General features: G+C 69.2%; 16 protein-coding genes, 1 tRNA gene and 1 pseudogene. 16 read left to right on the forward strand and 2 right to left on the reverse strand.

Features of this window, described 5'->3' with window-relative positions:
* The first annotated feature begins 38 nt into the window (after window positions 1-38).
* Both OOZ19_RS01815 and OOZ19_RS01820 read left to right on the forward strand, forming a co-directional pair.
* Window positions 39-503 (forward strand): MaoC family dehydratase N-terminal domain-containing protein, encoded by a 465-nt coding sequence (locus OOZ19_RS01815; RefSeq protein WP_266087454.1) that lies wholly within the window; start codon window positions 39-41, stop codon window positions 501-503.
* Complete coding sequence (locus OOZ19_RS01820; protein ID WP_266087456.1) at window positions 500-925, forward strand: MaoC family dehydratase; 426 nt, start codon at window positions 500-502, stop codon at window positions 923-925. The genes OOZ19_RS01815 and OOZ19_RS01820 overlap by 4 nt, the downstream gene beginning before the upstream one ends.
* A 133-nt stretch (window positions 926-1,058) precedes the next feature.
* Here OOZ19_RS01820 and OOZ19_RS01825 read toward each other — a convergent pair whose 3' ends face one another.
* Window positions 1,059-2,294, reverse strand: coding sequence for a pyridoxal phosphate-dependent aminotransferase (locus OOZ19_RS01825; RefSeq protein WP_266087458.1), 1,236 nt, complete (start codon window positions 2,292-2,294; stop codon window positions 1,059-1,061).
* 202 nt (window positions 2,295-2,496) lie between these two features.
* On the opposite strand from OOZ19_RS01825, the gene OOZ19_RS01830 reads away from it, so the two are divergent.
* From OOZ19_RS01830 to rplA, 5 genes are all read left to right on the forward strand, one after another.
* Window positions 2,497-2,569 (forward strand) — tRNA-Trp (locus tag OOZ19_RS01830).
* Between the two features lie 33 nt (window positions 2,570-2,602).
* The gene (gene secE / locus OOZ19_RS01835) at window positions 2,603-3,001 is read left to right on the forward strand and encodes a preprotein translocase subunit SecE (protein WP_266087460.1); all 399 of its coding nucleotides are present in this window, start codon (window positions 2,603-2,605) and stop codon (window positions 2,999-3,001) included.
* 121 nt (window positions 3,002-3,122) lie between these two features.
* Window positions 3,123-3,989, forward strand: coding sequence for a transcription termination/antitermination protein NusG (gene nusG / locus OOZ19_RS01840; RefSeq protein WP_266087768.1), 867 nt, complete (start codon window positions 3,123-3,125; stop codon window positions 3,987-3,989).
* Between the two features lie 171 nt (window positions 3,990-4,160).
* Window positions 4,161-4,595, forward strand: coding sequence for a 50S ribosomal protein L11 (rplK, locus tag OOZ19_RS01845; protein WP_184476247.1), 435 nt, complete (start codon window positions 4,161-4,163; stop codon window positions 4,593-4,595).
* A gap of 71 nt (window positions 4,596-4,666) precedes the next feature.
* Window positions 4,667-5,380 (forward strand): 50S ribosomal protein L1, encoded by a 714-nt coding sequence (gene rplA / locus OOZ19_RS01850; RefSeq protein ID WP_266087462.1) that lies wholly within the window; start codon window positions 4,667-4,669, stop codon window positions 5,378-5,380.
* A 53-nt stretch (window positions 5,381-5,433) separates the two neighbouring features.
* Here the strand turns inward: rplA and OOZ19_RS01855 are convergent, their stop codons facing one another.
* Entirely contained in the window at window positions 5,434-6,264 is an 831-nt protein-coding gene (locus tag OOZ19_RS01855) for a hypothetical protein (RefSeq protein WP_266087464.1), read from the reverse strand.
* Between the two features lie 408 nt (window positions 6,265-6,672).
* Between OOZ19_RS01855 and rplJ the strand changes: the two genes are divergently transcribed.
* From rplJ to OOZ19_RS01900, 9 genes and pseudogenes are all read left to right on the forward strand, one after another.
* Window positions 6,673-7,200, forward strand: coding sequence for a 50S ribosomal protein L10 (gene rplJ / locus OOZ19_RS01860; protein ID WP_266087467.1), 528 nt, complete (start codon window positions 6,673-6,675; stop codon window positions 7,198-7,200).
* Window positions 7,201-7,293: 93 nt separating this feature from the next.
* Window positions 7,294-7,680, forward strand: coding sequence for a 50S ribosomal protein L7/L12 (rplL, locus tag OOZ19_RS01865; protein WP_266087469.1), 387 nt, complete (start codon window positions 7,294-7,296; stop codon window positions 7,678-7,680).
* A 496-nt stretch (window positions 7,681-8,176) separates the two neighbouring features.
* Window positions 8,177-9,292, forward strand: a pseudogene (locus tag OOZ19_RS01870) (ABC transporter ATP-binding protein); the annotation flags it as partial.
* A gap of 233 nt (window positions 9,293-9,525) precedes the next feature.
* Complete coding sequence (locus tag OOZ19_RS01875) at window positions 9,526-10,338, forward strand: MlaE family ABC transporter permease (RefSeq protein WP_184476267.1); 813 nt, start codon at window positions 9,526-9,528, stop codon at window positions 10,336-10,338.
* 15 nt (window positions 10,339-10,353) lie between these two features.
* The gene (locus tag OOZ19_RS01880; RefSeq protein WP_416309383.1) at window positions 10,354-11,184 is read left to right on the forward strand and encodes an MlaE family ABC transporter permease; all 831 of its coding nucleotides are present in this window, start codon (window positions 10,354-10,356) and stop codon (window positions 11,182-11,184) included.
* Window positions 11,181-12,542 carry an MCE family protein gene (locus tag OOZ19_RS01885; RefSeq protein ID WP_266087475.1) on the forward strand — a complete coding sequence of 454 codons (1,362 nt, stop codon included), beginning with the start codon at window positions 11,181-11,183 and terminating at the stop codon, window positions 12,540-12,542. The genes OOZ19_RS01880 and OOZ19_RS01885 overlap by 4 nt, the downstream gene beginning before the upstream one ends.
* Complete coding sequence (locus OOZ19_RS01890) at window positions 12,539-13,564, forward strand: MCE family protein (protein WP_266087477.1); 1,026 nt, start codon at window positions 12,539-12,541, stop codon at window positions 13,562-13,564. The genes OOZ19_RS01885 and OOZ19_RS01890 overlap by 4 nt, the downstream gene beginning before the upstream one ends.
* The gene (locus OOZ19_RS01895) at window positions 13,561-14,541 is read left to right on the forward strand and encodes an MCE family protein (RefSeq protein ID WP_266087479.1); all 981 of its coding nucleotides are present in this window, start codon (window positions 13,561-13,563) and stop codon (window positions 14,539-14,541) included. The genes OOZ19_RS01890 and OOZ19_RS01895 overlap by 4 nt, the downstream gene beginning before the upstream one ends.
* On the forward strand, window positions 14,538-15,761 hold the full coding sequence (locus OOZ19_RS01900; RefSeq protein ID WP_266087481.1) for an MCE family protein: 1,224 nt from the start codon (window positions 14,538-14,540) through the stop codon (window positions 15,759-15,761). Before OOZ19_RS01895 ends, OOZ19_RS01900 begins: the two co-directional genes overlap by 4 nt.
* Window positions 15,762-15,803: the final 42 nt, after the last annotated feature.

Below are 15,803 nucleotides of genomic sequence, written 5' to 3' on the forward strand. Positions count from 1 at the left end.
TCGACGGCCGGGACCGGCACGATCGGTAACCTGCGTCCGTGCCGCTAGACCAGTCATTCATCGGACGTGAATACCCGCCCACGGAGCCCTACGAGGTCGGCCGCGAGAAGATCCGCGAATTCGCCGACGCGATCAAGGACGGCTCCCCGGTGCACCGGGACGCCGACGCCGCCAAAGCCGCCGGGCATCCGGACGTGATCGCCCCGCCGACGTTCGCCGTGATCCTCTCGATGCGCGCGCACGACGCCGTGGTGTCCGACGCAGCGCTCGGCCTGGACTACAGCAAGGTCGTGCACGGCAACCAGCGCTTCACCCACCACCGCCCGATCCGGGCCGGGGACGTGCTGCGCACCGTGGTGGTCGTGGACGACATCAAGGCCCGCGCGGGCAACGACCTCCTCACGGTGCGAGCCGAGATCACCACCGTCGGCGGAGAGCCGGTGTGCACCGCGATCTCGACGCTGGTGGCGCGCGGCACGGCAGAGCAGGGGGAGCAGGCATGACGGTGCGGTTGTCCGACGTGGCGAAGGGCGACGAGCTCCCCGCGCTGAACGTCCCGGTGACCCGCGAGGACCTGGTGCGCTACGCGGGCGCGTCCGGGGACTTCAACCGGATCCACTGGAACGAGCGGTTCGCCACCGAGGTGGGCTTGCCGGACGTGATCGCGCACGGGATGTTCACGATGGCGCTGGCCGGGCGGCTGGTGTCGGAGTGGACGGGCGATCCGGGGTCGATCGTGGACTACGGGGTGCGGTTCACCCGCCCCGTCGTCGTCCCGGACGACGGCGTCGGCGCGCTGCTCGAACTGACGGGGAAGGTCGCCGCGGTCAACGAGGACGGCACCGTCAAGGTCGCCATCACGGCCCGCAGCGCGGAACAAGGCGTCCTGGGCGGCGCCAGCGCCCTCGTGCGCCTTCCGGAGTGATCTCCCCGCGACGAGCTTGATCGACGCGCACGGCCCCGCACAGCCCTCGTGCGGGGCCGTGCGCGTGCGCGGGTGCGGCCGAGCGGGCGACCGCCCCTCCGGAGGTCGGACCGGAGGGGCGGTCGGGCTCAGCTCACCGCGCTTCGCCGAGGAGGTCGGCGACGCGGCGGACGCCTTCGACGAGGTCGTCGTCGCCGAGCGCGTAGGAGAGCCGGAAGTACCCGGGGGTGCCGAACGCCTCACCCGGCACCACGGCGACCTCGGCCTGCTCCAGCACCAGCTCGGCGAGCTCCACGCTGGTGCGCGGCCGGACCCCGCGGATCTCCTTGCCGAGCAGGCCCTTGACCGAGGGGTACGCGTAGAATGCGCCCTCCGGCTCCGGGCAGGTCACGCCGGGGATCGCGGAGAGCAGCCCGACGATGGTGCGGCGGCGCCGGTCGAACGCGGAACGCATCTCGGCGACCGCGTCCAGCGACCCGCTCACGGCCTCCAGCGCGGCGCGCTGCGACACGTTCGCCACGTTCGACGACAGGTGCGACTGCAGGTTCGTGGCGGCCTTGATCACGTCGCTGGGCGCGATCATCCAGCCGACCCGCCAGCCCGTCATCGCGTAGGTCTTGGCGACGCCGTTGAGCACCACGCACGTGTCGGCGAGCTCCGGCACCACCGCGGCGATCGACACGTGCTCGGCCGCGCCGTAGACGAGGTGCTCGTAGATCTCGTCGGTGATGACCCAGATGCCGTGGCGCAACGCCCACTCGCCGATGGCCTTGACCTGGTCCGGCGGGTACACGGCGCCGGTCGGGTTGGACGGGGAGTTGAACAGCAGCACCTTCGTGCGCGGCGTGCGCGCGGCTTCGAGCTGTTCGACGCTCGCCAGGAACCCGGACTCGTCGTCGGTGGGGACCACCACCGGAACGCCCTCGGCGAGCGTGATCGCCTCCGGGTAGGTCGTCCAGTACGGCGCGGGCAGCAGGACCTCGTCGCCGGGGTCGAGCAGCGCGGCGAACGCCTGGTAGACGGCCTGCTTGCCGCCGTTGGTGACCAGCACCCGGCTCGGGTCGACCTGCAGGCCGGAGTCGCGCAGGGTCTTCGCCGCGATCGCCTCCCGCAGTTCCGGCAGGCCCGCGGCGGGGCTGTAGCGGTGGTTGCGGGGGTCGGAGCACGCGGCGATGGCGGCGTCGACGATCGGCTGCGGCGTGGGGAAGTCGGGTTCGCCGGCGCCGAAGCCGATGACCGGCCGCCCGGCGGCTTTGAGCGCCTTCGCCTTCGAGTCGACCGCGAGCGTCGCGGACTCGCTGATCCCTCCGACGCGGGCGGAGACCCGCGGCTTCGACGTGTGCTCGGACTGATCTTGTGGTGCGGCCATGGGAGCATCCTCGCAGAGGTCGGAAGGCCGCGGCACGCTCCCCGCCTCGGTGTTCTCCGATTAGAGGGGCGTGCGTGCAGGGGGTTTCGACCGATCCCGTACACTTCCTGTCTTGGGATGCCGGTACACCCGCACCCGAGCTCGGTGCAGGCCGAATTCGGGGCTGGCGTATCGTGTGTTCAGTCGCGGCCGACGGTCGCGAAGGGGTGTAGCTCAATTGGCAGAGCAGCGGTCTCCAAAACCGCAGGTTGCAGGTTCGAGTCCTGTCACCCCTGCGTCGATGCACACGGTGAGCGGAGGATGCAGGCGTGAGCGACGACCGCGAGCAGGGGCCGGACGAGCAGCAGGACGATGCCGCTCAGCCCTCCAGCGCCGCCGCACGACGCGAGCGTCGCTCCTCCCGTGCTTCCGCCCGGCGGGGTGGTGAACGGGCGGGCGGGCCGGACTCCGGTTCCACCCGCACAACTGAGTCGAAAGGCCGGCCGACTCCCGCACGGGACGGCCGGAAGGGTCGGGTCTCGCCGTTCCGCAAGGTGTGGCGCTTCCTGCGCGAGGTCGTCGCCGAGCTGCGCAAGGTCATTTGGCCGACACGCCGGGCACTGATCACCTACACGCTTGTGGTGCTCGTGTTCGTCAGCATTCTGGTGGCGTTCGTCGCAGGCCTGGACGTGCTGTTCGCCAAGGGCGTGCTCTGGTTGTTCGGCTGAGCGCCACGGCCCGCGGCGAACAGCGGGCCGCTGTCGCGCCATCGACCCGGCGCATAACGCACGAGAGGAAGCGAGACCCACTGTGACCTCAGGAGACGGGACCTCCCACGAGGACCAGGAGTTGACCGCCCGGACCGGTACGCCGGCCGAGGCCGAGGTGTCGGCCGAGGCCGACGACGTCGACTCCGCTCGCGGCGCCGACTCCGGCGAGGACACCGGTTCGACCGAGGCGGCCACCGGCGCCGACGACGAGACGTCGGCCGCGGCCGAGTCCGCCGACGACGACTCGGAATCCGCCGGTACTCCGGCCTCGGACGACGCCCCGGCGGGCGAGGAAGCCGACGCCGAAGCCGAGGATGCCGACGAGGTGGAGGCGGACCCGGTCGAGGAGCTGCGCGCCGCGCTGCGTCGCGCCCCCGGCGAGTGGTACGTCGTGCACTCGTACGCCGGCTACGAGAACAAGGTCAAGACGAACCTGGAGACCCGCGCCCAGACGCTGGACGTCGAGGACTTCATCTTCCAGGTCGAGGTGCCCACCGAAGAGGTCACCGAGATCAAGAACGGCCAGCGCAAGCTGGTGCAGCGCAAGGTGCTGCCCGGCTACATCCTGGTGCGCATGGAGCTCAACGACGCCTCGTGGAGCGCGGTCCGCAACACCCCGGGTGTCACCGGGTTCATCGGTGCGACCTCGCAGCCCTCGCCGCTGAGCATCAACGACGTGCTGAAGTTCCTCGCGCCGCAGGCCGAGAAGGAAGCCAAGCCGGAGCAGGGCAAGAAGGCCGCCCAGCCCGCGACCGCGGCGAAGTCCTCGGTCGAGGTGGACTTCGAGGTCGGCGAGTCGATCACCGTCATGGACGGCCCGTTCGCCACGCTGCCCGCGACGATCAGCGAGGTCAACGCCGACAACCAGAAGCTCAAGGTGCTGGTGTCGATCTTCGGCCGGGAGACTCCGGTCGAGCTGTCGTTCAACCAGGTTTCCAAGATCTGACCGGCTCCCCGCAGCCGTCCCGCGACGGGTCGACAGGGGATTCCGGCGGCCACGGCAGGACCGGGCAGGACCTACCGTGGATACGGGCGAAGCCACCGTCGTGGTCCCCGCCCGTGCCCGGCCCGGTGATCGGGTCGGGCGAACGGACACCGAAGACACAGGAAGCTAGAGATGCCGCCCAAGAAGAAGAAGCTCGCAGCGATCATCAAGCTGCAGATCTCGGCAGGCCAGGCCAACCCGGCTCCGCCCGTCGGCCCGGCGCTGGGTCAGCACGGCGTGAACATCATGGAGTTCTGCAAGGCCTACAACGCCGCCACGGAGAGCCAGCGCGGCGACGTGGTCCCGGTCGAGATCTCCGTGTTCGAGGACCGCTCGTTCACCTTCGCCCTCAAGACCCCGCCGGCGGCGAAGCTGCTGCTGAAGGCCGCGGGTGTGCAGAAGGGCAGCGGTGAGCCGCACAAGTCCAAGGTCGGCAAGGTGACCGCGGACCAGGTTCGCGAGATCGCGCAGACCAAGATGGTCGACCTCAACGCCAAGGACCTGGACCAGGCTTCGAAGATCATCGCCGGCACCGCCCGGTCGATGGGCCTGACCGTCGAAGGCTGACGACCCGGCATGTGTGGGAGGGCTCGCGCAGCCCTACGCGACCACGACTGATCCACCTCTAAGGACAGAGAATGACTAAGCGCAGCAAGGCATACCAGCAGGCCGCCGAGCTGGTCGACCGCGCGCGGCTGTACGCGCCGCTGGAGGCCGTCGAGCTGGCCAAGAAGACCGCCAAGGTCAAGATGGACCCCACCGTCGAGGTGGCGTTGCGACTGGGCGTCGACCCGCGCAAGGCCGACCAGATGGTCCGCGGGACCGTGAACCTGCCGCACGGCACTGGCAAGACCGTACGGGTCATCGTGTTCGCCACCGGCGACAAGGCCGCTGAGGCCGAAGCCGCCGGAGCGGACGCGGTCGGCTCCGAAGATCTGATCGAGCGCATCCAGGGCGGCTGGCTCGATTTCGACGCGGCGATCGCCACCCCGGACCAGATGGCGAAGGTCGGCAAGATCGCGCGCGTGCTCGGCCCGCGCGGGCTCATGCCGAACCCGAAGACCGGCACCGTCACCCCGAACGTCACGAAGGCCGTCGCCGACATCAAGGGCGGCAAGATCAGCTTCCGGGTGGACAAGCAGGCGAACCTGCACCTCATCATCGGCAAGGCCTCGTTCGACACCGAGAAGCTGGTGGAGAACTACGCGGCCGCGCTGGACGAGATCCTGCGTTCCAAGCCGTCCACCTCCAAGGGCCGCTACGTCAAGAAGATCACCTTCACGACGACCATGGGCCCCGGCATCCCGGTGGACCCGGCGCTGACCCGGAACCTCACCGAGGCTCCTGCTTGATCTGAGTTCTCACGAAGCGGGCCGTCCCTGTCGGGGCGGCCCGCTTTCGCGCGTCAGGAGCAGGTGGTCGGCTGGTACTGGTCGATCTGCCAGCCGCCGTCGCTCTGCCGGGTCATGCGGAACTTGCCCAGCGGCGGGCCGCCGGAGATCCGCAACGAGCAGGAGTCGACGAGCGCCTGGTCGCCGGTCTGCTGCATGACGTCGTTGGTGAAGCCGGGGCTGCTGAACGAGCTCGGCTCGGTGACCTGCGAGCCGGCCTTGAGGGCCGCGGTGGTGCAGTCCCCGCTCTGGAAGTGGTAGGCGAAGGCGGCCTTGCCCGGCTCGGTGAACAGCGCGCAGGCCTGTTCGGGCTGGTGGGCGATGTAGTTGTAGAACGCGCGGATCACCTGCTGCGGGGATTCCGGGGTGATCGGCGCGGCGTTCGGCGGCGCCCCGCCGTTGCCGCCGCCGCTGCCGCCGCTGTCACCGAAGTAGTGGCCGATGGCCCAGTTGAGCAGCAGCAGGATCAGCACGACGTAGATCAGCCGCCGGACCAGCTTGAACCGCAGCAGGCCCAGCGCCTTCTTCCACCACGGCCTGCCGCGCGGCTGCCGCGGTGGGGCGGGCGGCACGTCCTCGGTTCCGGGCGCGGCCGGTCCGGTGGGGCCGGGGGACTCGCCCTGCTGGCGTTGCCACTCCTGGAACTTCTGGAATTCGAGGAACTGCTGGTACTGCCGGAGCTGCTCGTCGTCGGGCGGCGTCGCGCTCACCTGCCGAGTGCGCTGGTCCGGTGGGTCCACGACCAGTTCGGCGTCCACCACCTCCGGGGTGTTCTCGGACGTCGGACGGGGGCGGGGGGAGCGGTCGTCGCGGTGCGACTCGTTCGGGTCGGCCACGCCTGACATCTTGCCGTGCCGGGCAAGCGCGGTGATCGGCGTCCGCGAGATCGCGCACCCTGGGGCGGGTCTCGGAGCGTGCGCGCGCCCGCACCGCGAGCAGCTCGGCGGAGGCACCGCCGGTGAGCTGCGGGGGTGCCGTCCGGGCCGGTGGAGGCCTGCCGTACGCTAGGTGCAGTTCCACCCAAGACCGCTGGTCTTTCCTCGCGCCGCACGTCGGCGGGAGGAACGAAGGTCCCGTTGCGATGCGGGCGGCCCGCGCAGGAGAACGTGGCGGCACCAGAGCGCTCTGCAGCGCCGGTGCTGAATACGCCCCGTGCCCTGCTGCGCCGGGGCGTTTTTCGTCTCCTCGGGATCGGTTACCGGCTACGAATCCGCCATCCGCGGATTCCGAGTCGTTCGAAGAGAGGAGGCGACATGGCAAAGCAGGACAAGGTCGACGCGGTCGGCGAGATCGCTGAGCGGTTCACCAACGCGACCACCACCGTGGTGACCGAGTACCGCGGGTTGTCCATGGCGCAGCTGGGGCAGCTGCGCACCGCCCTCGGCGAGGGCGCGACCTACCGCGTCGCGAAGAACACGCTCGTCAAGCGGGCCGCTGAGCAGTCCGGGGTCAACGGCCTCGACGACCTGTTCGTCGGTCCCACGGCGATCGCCTTCATCGAGGGCGAGCCGGTGGACGCGGCGAAGGCGCTGCGCGACTTCGCCAAGGACCACCAGGCGCTGGTGATCAAGGGCGGCTACATGGACGGCCGCGCGATCTCGGTTTCCGAGGTCGAGCGCATCGCCGACCTGGACTCGCGCGAGGTCACCTTGAGCAAGCTGGCCGGCGCGATGAAGGGCAAGTTGACCGAGGCCGCCGGCCTGTTCGCCGCCCCGGCATCGCAGGTCGCACGGCTCGCCGCCGCGCTGCAGGAGAAGAAGGGCGCCGAGTCGGACTCCTGATCCGTCCCGGCCCGGAACGCCGCGCGCGCCGGGATCCCGCCCGCACATCGCACCGCTCGCCCCGGCGAGCGCAGATCTGAAAGGAACGCCGTCATGGCCAAGCTGAGCAACGACGAGCTGCTGGACGTCTTCAAGGAAATGACCCTGCTCGAGCTCTCCGAGTTCGTGAAGCAGTTCGAGGAGACCTTCGACGTCACCGCCGCCGCCCCGGTCGCGGCCGTGGCCGCCCCGGCCGCCGGTGGCGCTGCCGCCGAGGCCGAGGAGCAGGACGAGTTCGACGTCGTCCTCGAGGACGCCGGCGACAAGAAGATCCAGGTCATCAAGGTCGTCCGCGAGGTCGTCTCCGGTCTGGGCCTGAAGGAGGCCAAGGAGCTCGTCGAGGGCGCCCCGAAGGCCCTCCTGGAGAAGGTCGACAAGGAGAAGGCCAACGAGGCCAAGGCCAAGCTGGAGGAGTCCGGCGCCAAGATCTCCCTGAAGTGATCTCGCGCCGTCCGGTTCCGCGTCCGCAAGGACGGGTCCGGGCGGCTCGCACTTCCGCATGACGAACGGCCCCGCTTCGGCGGGGCCGTTCTGCTTTCCGGGCCGGATCGATCGGATAACGATCCTCGCGGGTGATCCGAGAACTGGATCACTTTCGCGGACGCGCCGTTTCCGGGGTGATCACGCGGTGTGCGGAACGGGATGGCGGACACCCACTGTGGGTGTCCGCCATTTTTCCGTCCGTGCACATTTCATTGATTTTTTCGGTCTGCGGAACCATGAATTCGGACAGTTCGGAACGGTTTTCGTCCTGCTCTGGGAATCCAAGTGAACTCATGAGTAACCTGTGCGCGTCTCGCTCGTTGCATAGGTGTGACGCTCCTGACGTCGGTTAGTCGAGTCACATATGCGAGGCTCCCCATTCGGGTGCGCTACTGCACCTGGCGGAGTGCTGCCAGCGAGTAACGCGGCCAACGAAGGAACGCGGAGGTGCCGGATGGGTGTCGAGGTCAGGGTCGAGGGCTTGTCGAAGTCCTTCGGCGCGCAGACCATCTGGCGGGACGTGTCGCTGACCCTGCCAACCGGGGAGATCAGCGTGCTGCTGGGCCCTTCTGGCACCGGCAAGTCGGTGTTCCTGAAGTCGCTCGTGGGACTCCTCAAGCCGGAGCAGGGCAAAGTCGTGATCGACGGCGTCGACGTCTGCGACTGCTCGGAGAGCAAGCTCTACGAGATCCGGAAGCTGTTCGGCGTCCTGTTCCAGGACGGCGCGCTGTTCGGGTCGATGAACCTGTACGACAACATCGCCTTCCCGCTGCGCGAGCACACTCGGAAGAACGAGTCCGAGGTTCGCCAGGTGGTCATGGAGAAGATGGAGATGGTCGGGCTCATCGGCGCCGAGTCGAAGCTGCCCGGTGAGATCTCCGGCGGTATGCGCAAGCGGGCCGGTCTGGCCAGGGCGCTGGTGCTGGACCCGGAGATCCTGCTGTTCGACGAGCCGGACTCGGGCTTGGACCCGGTCCGCACGGCTTACCTGAACCAGCTGATCGTGGACCTGAACGCGCAGATCGACGCGACCTGCCTGATCGTCACGCACGACATCAACACGGCCCGCACGGTGCCGGACAACATCGGGATGCTGTTCCGCCGCAACCTGGTGATGTACGGACCTAGGGAGGTGCTGCTGACCTCGCGCGAGCCGGTCGTGGAGCAGTTCCTCAACGGCCGCAGGCAGGGCCCGATCGGCATGAGCGAGGAGAAGGACGCCGGGCAGATGGCGGCGGAGCTCGCCGAGCTCGAAGGCGACAAGGGCGTCCCGGACATCATCCCGCAGCTCGACGTCTCGCCCGGCCTGCCCGAGCGCACCGCGGTGCGGCGCAGGCAGGACCGCGTGATGGCGAACCTGCACTCGCTGACTCCCGAGGCGCAGCAGCAGATCTTCAAGAGCATGAGCGACCAGGAGCGCGAGCACTACGGCATCCGCGCGGGTGTCGCTCCGGCCCAGGCCCCGGCCGCGTCGATGAGCGGCTCGCTGCCGCAGGGCGACGTCGCCCGGGTGCCGCAGCAGACCGCCCCGCAGCAGCAGGCCCCCCGGCCCCCCGGTCCCGCCCATCAGGCGGCACCGCAGCAGGCGCCCCAGAACCCGGTCCAGCAGAGCCAGGCTCCGCAGGGTTCGGTGGCGCCGAACCCGGGTCCGCAAGGATCCGCCCCGGCCCACGGTCACGCCCGCCCCTCGCCGCGGCCCCGGCCGCGCAGCGGCGAGCCGCCGTTCCAGTCCGGTTTCCAACCCGATGATGAACCGGTGAGCGCCCGCCGCCGTTGGTTCGGACGCCAAAAAGGTGGTGAGCAGTGAGCGCACCGCCCACGCGATCGCGGGCGAGAAGCGCACGATCCTTCCCCGGTGCGGGGGGATTGCGTGAGACGGGCCGTTTGTTCGCACTGGGACTGGACGTGATCCGGTCCATTCCGCGCCGGCCGTTCCAGTTCCGCGAGTTCATCCAGCAGTGCTGGTTCATCGCCAGCGTGACGATCATGCCCACCGCGCTGGTGGCGATTCCGTTCGGCGCGGTCATCGCGCTGCAGCTCGGTTCGCTGACCCGGCAGATCGGCGCCCAGTCGTTCACCGGTGGCGCGAGCGTGCTCGCGATCATCCAGCAGGCCAGCCCGATCGTGACGGCGCTGCTGATCGCCGGTGCCGGCGGTTCGGCGATCTGCGCCGACCTCGGCTCCCGCAAGATCCGCGACGAGATCGACGCGATGGAGGTCCTCGGCGTCTCCGTCGTGCAGCGCCTCGTGGTGCCCCGGGTGCTGGCGGCGATCCTGGTCGCGGTGCTGCTCAACGGCATGGTCAGCGTCGTCGGCGTGCTCGGCGGCTACTTCTTCAACGTGATCATGCAGGGCGGTACGCCCGGCGCCTACATGGCGAGCTTCAACGCGCTGGCGCAGCTGCCGGACGTGTGGATCAGCGAGCTGAAGGCGTTGATCTTCGGTTTCCTGGCGGGCGTGGTCGCGGCCTACCGCGGCCTGAACCCGCCGCCCGGCCCGAAGGGTGTCGGGGACGCGGTGAACCAGGCCGTGGTGATCACCTTCCTGCTGCTGTTCGCGGTGAACTTCATTCTGACCACGATCTACCTCCAGGTCGTGCCGCCCAAGGGGATGTGAGCGGGCATGACGACGATGACGCAGCGCGTGAAGAGCGCGGCACGACGGCCGCTGCAGACGCTCGACGATCTGGGCGACCAGATGTCGTTCTACCTGCGGACGCTGGGCTGGATCCCGAAGTCGATCACCCGCTACGCCAAGGAGACCCTGCGGCTGCTGACCGAGGTCAGCTTCGGCAGCGGGGCGCTCGCGGTGATCGGCGGCACGGTCGGCGTGATGATCGGCATGACGCTGTTCACCGGCACCGTGGTCGGCCTCCAGGGCTACGCGGCGCTGAACCAGCTGGGCACCTCGGCGTTCGCCGGGTTCGTCTCGGCGTACTTCAACACCCGTGAGATCGCGCCGCTGGTGGCCGGTCTCGCGCTGTCGGCCACGGTCGGCTCCGGGTTCACCGCGCAGCTCGGCGCGATGCGGATCTCCGATGAGATCGACGCGCTGGAGGTCATGGGCGTGCCCAGCCTCCCGTACCTGGTGACGACGCGGGTGATGGCCGGGTTCGTCGCGGTGGTGCCGCTGTACGTGCTGGGGCTGCTGACCTCGTACCTGGCGGCGCGCACGGTGACGGTGCAGCTCTACGGGCAGTCGGCCGGTACCTACGACCACTACTTCAACCTGTTCCTCCCGCCGGAGGACGTGTTGTGGTCGTTCTTGAAAGTGCTCATCTTCAGCGTCGTGGTGATCATGACGCACTGCTACTACGGCTACCGCGCCAGCGGCGGCCCGGCAGGGGTGGGCATCGCGGTGGGGCGCGCGGTGCGCACGGCGATCGTGACGACCGCTCTGCTCGACTTCTTCCTCAGCCTCGCGATCTGGGGCACCACGACGACGGTTCGGATCACGGGATGAGTACTCGCAGCGCATTGTTCACGGCGCGGCGCAGACTGCTGGGTCTGTCGCTGTTGATGTGCATCATGCTGTTCTTCGCCTTCACCATCGCCACCTATCAGCGCGCCTTCGAATCCAGCGTGGAAGTGGTGCTCAAGGCCGCGCGCAGCGGGAACCAGCTGCTGCCCGAGTCGGACGTCAAAGCGCACGGCATGATCATCGGCCGGGTCGACGAGGTGCGGCCGACGGCCGAGGGCGCGGAGCTGCACTTGGCGCTGGAGCCGGACAAGGCGCGGCTGCTGCCCGCGAACGTGTCGGCCCGGCTGCTGCCGCGGACGTTGTTCGGCGAGCGCTACGTGTCGCTGGACGTGCCGGAGCAGGCGTCGTCGACGCGGCTGGCCTCGGGCGACGTGATCTCGCAGGACCGCACGCGGGCGTCGGTGGAGCTGGAGACGGTGCTGGCGGACACCATGCCCGTGCTGCAGGCCATCCACCCGAACGACCTGGCGGCGACGCTGAACTCGCTGGACCAGGCGCTCGACGGCCGCGGCGAAGAGGTCGGCGACACGATCACGCGGCTGAACCAGTACGTCGAGGGGCTCAACCCGTCCGTCCCGCAGCTGCAGGAGAACCTGCGCCAGCTGGTGGGTGTGGCCGAGACCTACGAGCAGGCGGCCCCGGACGTGCTGCAGGCGCTGGGCGATCTGTCGGTGACGTCGCGAACGCTGGTGGACCAGCAGGACGACCTGCGGACGCTGACCTCGCAGCTGACCACGACGTCGAACGACGCGACCGGTTTCCTGGAGGCCAACGGGGACGACCTGATCAGGTTGGGCGAGTCCACGCGGCCCACCGCTGACGTGCTCGCGAAGTACTCCCCGTCGTACCCGTGCTTCCTCAAGGGCATGGCCGACTACGTGCCGCTGATCAACGATGCCTTCGGCGTCGGCACCAAGGAGCCGGGTCTGCACATCACCCTCGAAATCGTGCCCAACCGGGGCAAGTACATCCCGAACCAGGACGAGCCGGAGTTCGGCGACAAGCGCGGGCCGCGCTGCTACGACTTCGTCAACGGTCCCAAGCCGTTCCCGCAGTACCCGCCGGACGGTCCGCTCAACGACGGTTCGGTGCCGCCGCCCGCGGCCCGCACCGGCAACGAGGGGTTGCTGCCCAGCGGTGGGGCCCCGGCGAGCACCTCGCCGCAGTCGGCGAGCGCGCCGGCCCCCGATGACCTCGGACTGCAGAACTCGCCCGCCGAACGGGACATGGTCTCGACGGTGCTGGCGCCGACGATGGGCACCTCCGCCCAGGACGTGCCCGGCTGGGGCTCGCTGCTGGTCGGTCCGGTCCTTCGTGGAGCGGAGGTGAGCTACCGATGAACGCGCGCGGCATCCTCGGGCCACTGGTCAAGTTCGGCATCTTCGTGCTCGTCACGGTGCTGGCCAGCGGTGTCCTGGTGATCACCATCGCGAACAACGACCTGCGCTCCTCGGAGTCCTACAGCGCCCGGTTCACCGACGCCACGGCGCTCAACGAGGGCGACGAGGTGCGCATCTCGGGCGTCAAGGTCGGCCAGATCGAGAAGATCAGTGTCGTGGACCGGCGGGTCGCGGAGGTCGAGTTCAACGTCTCCCAGCGCAAGCTGCCCAAGTCGGTGCAGGCCACGATCAAGTACCGGAACCTGGTCGGCCAGCGCTACCTCGCGCTGGAGCAGGGCGCGGGTGCGCCGAACGACTACCTGCCCACCGGCGGCACGATCCCGCTGGCGCAGACCAAACCCGCGCTGGACCTCACGGTGCTGCTCGGCGGTTTCAAGCCGCTGTTCCAGGCGCTGTCGCCGGACGACGTGAACAAGCTGTCCTACGAGATCATCCAGGTCCTGCAGGGCGAGGGCGGCACGGTGCAGAGCCTGCTGGCTCACACGGCGTCGCTGACCTCGACGCTGGCCGCCAAGGACCAGGTGATCGGGCAGGTCGTCAACAACCTCAACGGGGTGCTCGGCACCGTCAACGCCCGCGACGACCAGCTCTCCGGCCTGATCGTGCAGTTGCAGCAGGTCGTGTCCGGGCTGTCCGAAGACCGGGACTCCATCGGTGAGGCGGTGGGCGCGCTGGACGGCCTCACCAACACCACCGCCGGACTGCTCACCGAAGCACGGCCGCCGTTGCAACAGGACATCGCCGGGCTCGGCGAGCTGTCCAAGAACCTCAACGACAACGAAGAGATCACCGAGCGCACGTTGCAGAACATGCCGGACAAGCTGAACACCATCACGCGCACCGGCACGCACGGCGCGTGGTTCAACTTCTTCCTGTGCGGATTGTCCGGCAAGGTCGGCATCGGTGATCTGAACATCCCGCTGCCGCTGATGCCGGTGACCCAGCCGAGGTGCCAAGCATGACGTCATTCCAGAAGCGCGATCCGCTGAAGATCGGCGTGGCCGGGATCCTGGTGCTGCTCATCGGGTTCGCCGTCGCGATGAACTTCGAGCGGCTGCCGCTGATCAGCGGCACCAGCTACCAGGCGAACTTCAGCGAGGCCGCCGGGTTGGTGCCGGACAACGAGGTCCGGGTCGCCGGGGTGAAGGTCGGCACCGTCAGCTCGGTCGAGCTCGAAGGTGATCACGTCGCGGTGTCGTTCCGGGTCAAGGACACCTGGATCGGGAACAACACCACGGCCGCGATCAAGATCAAGACCCTGCTCGGGCAGAAGTACCTGGCGCTGGACCCCCGCGGCGACGAGGAGCAGTCCACTTCGGACCCGATCCCGCTGAACCGCACGATGGCGCCCTACGACGTGATCGAAGCGTTCAGCGGCCTGCAGCGGACCGTCGGCAGCATCGACACCCAGCAGCTCGCCGACAGCTTCCGCACCCTGTCCGACACGTTCTCCGACACCCCGGACGACGTGCGCGGGGCGCTCAACGGGCTCTCCGCGCTGTCGCAGACGATCTCCTCGCGCGACCAGCAGCTCAAGGAGCTGCTCGCGAACACCGCGAACGTGTCCCGCACCGTCGCCGACCGCAACGCGGAGTTCGAGAAGCTGCTCGCCGACGGGAACCTCCTGCTGGAGGAGATCCGCGACCGCCGCGACCAGATCAGCTCGCTGCTCGACGGCACCCGGGCGCTGTCCGCGCAGCTGAGCGGACTCGTCGACGACAACGCCGCGCAGCTCGGTCCGACCCTGGCCCAACTGGACAAGGTCACCAAGATGCTGGAACGCAACCAGGACAACCTCAGCCGCAGCATCGAGGCCTTCGGGCCGTTCACCAGGGTGTTCTCCAACGTGCTCGGCACCGGCCGCTGGTTCGACACCTACATCTGCGGCCTGCTGCCGCCCGCCGTCGGCCCGCTCAACCCGGAGGGCTGCAAGCCATGAGCACCCGGAAACCACCCCTCACCAGCCTGATCGCGATCGCCTGCGCGGTCGCGCTGCTGGCCACCGGCGCCGTGTGGTGGCTGTTCCACGGAGCCAACGAGAAGCGCGTCACCGCGTACTTCTCCGCGGCCGTCGGCGTCTACCCGGGCGGCGACGTGCGGATGCTGGGCGTGCCCATGGGCACCGTCGACGAGGTCACTCCGAACGGCCGCACCGTGCGCGTGACGATGTCGCTGGAGCGCGACGTGGACGTGCCCGCCGACGTCAACGCGGTGCTCGTCTCGCCGAGCGTCGTCAGCGACCGGTACGTGCAGCTCGCTCCCGTCTACAAGGGAGGGCCGAAGCTCGCCGACGGCGCGGTGATCCCGAAGGAGCGCACCGCGACACCCGTCGAGCTCGACGAGGTCTACCGCAGCCTCAACGACATCACCGCCGCGCTCGGCCCGGAAGGGGCGAACAAGGACGGCGCGCTCAGCGACCTGCTCAACACCGGTGCCGCGAACCTCGACGGCAACGGCCAGGCGCTCGCCGACACGCTGCAGCACCTCGGCCAAGCCGGCAGCACGCTGTCCGGCAGCAGCAAGGACCTGTTCGCGACCGTCGACAACCTGCAGCGGTTCACCTCGATGCTCAACTCCAACGACGAGCAGGTGCGCCGGTTCAACACCCAGATGCAGGAGGTCAGCTCGTTGCTGGCCGGAGAACGCGAGGACCTCGGCGCCTCGATGGCGGAACTGGCCGTCGCGCTGGGCAAGGTCGAATCCTTCGTCCGCGACAACCGGGAACAGCTCAAGTCCAACGTGGACCAGCTCAACGGCGTGGCGCAGGTGCTGGTGAACCAGAAGGCGGCGCTGTCGGAATCGCTGACGGACGCACCGCTGGCACTGGGCAACCTGCAGAACTCCTACAACGCGGCCTCCGGAACCCTGGACACCCGCGCCGTGATCAACGAGCTGAACGAGCCGCCGCTGGTCGGCGTGTGCAAGCTCGTCCGCCAGCCCGCCGCGGGAACTCCGCTGCAACTGCCGGACAACGTGCTCGACGCCTGCAACGCGATCCAGCCGGTGCTCGACGGGCTGCTGCCCGTCTCCAGCATCGCGGACCTGCTCTCGCAGGTGCAGGGAAATCCGCCCGCGCAGCAGAACGGCGGCGCGGCCGGAGACCCCGTGCTCCCGCTCGGTGGCACCGGTGCCCCGCTCGTCACCGGAGGTGGCCAGTGATCAGCCGCGGAACCTTCGCGAACCGGCGGGCGCCTCGGCCCG

The organism is Saccharopolyspora sp. NFXS83 (assembly GCF_026241095.1).
In the GTDB taxonomy this organism is placed as follows: domain Bacteria; phylum Actinomycetota; class Actinomycetes; order Mycobacteriales; family Pseudonocardiaceae; genus Saccharopolyspora_C.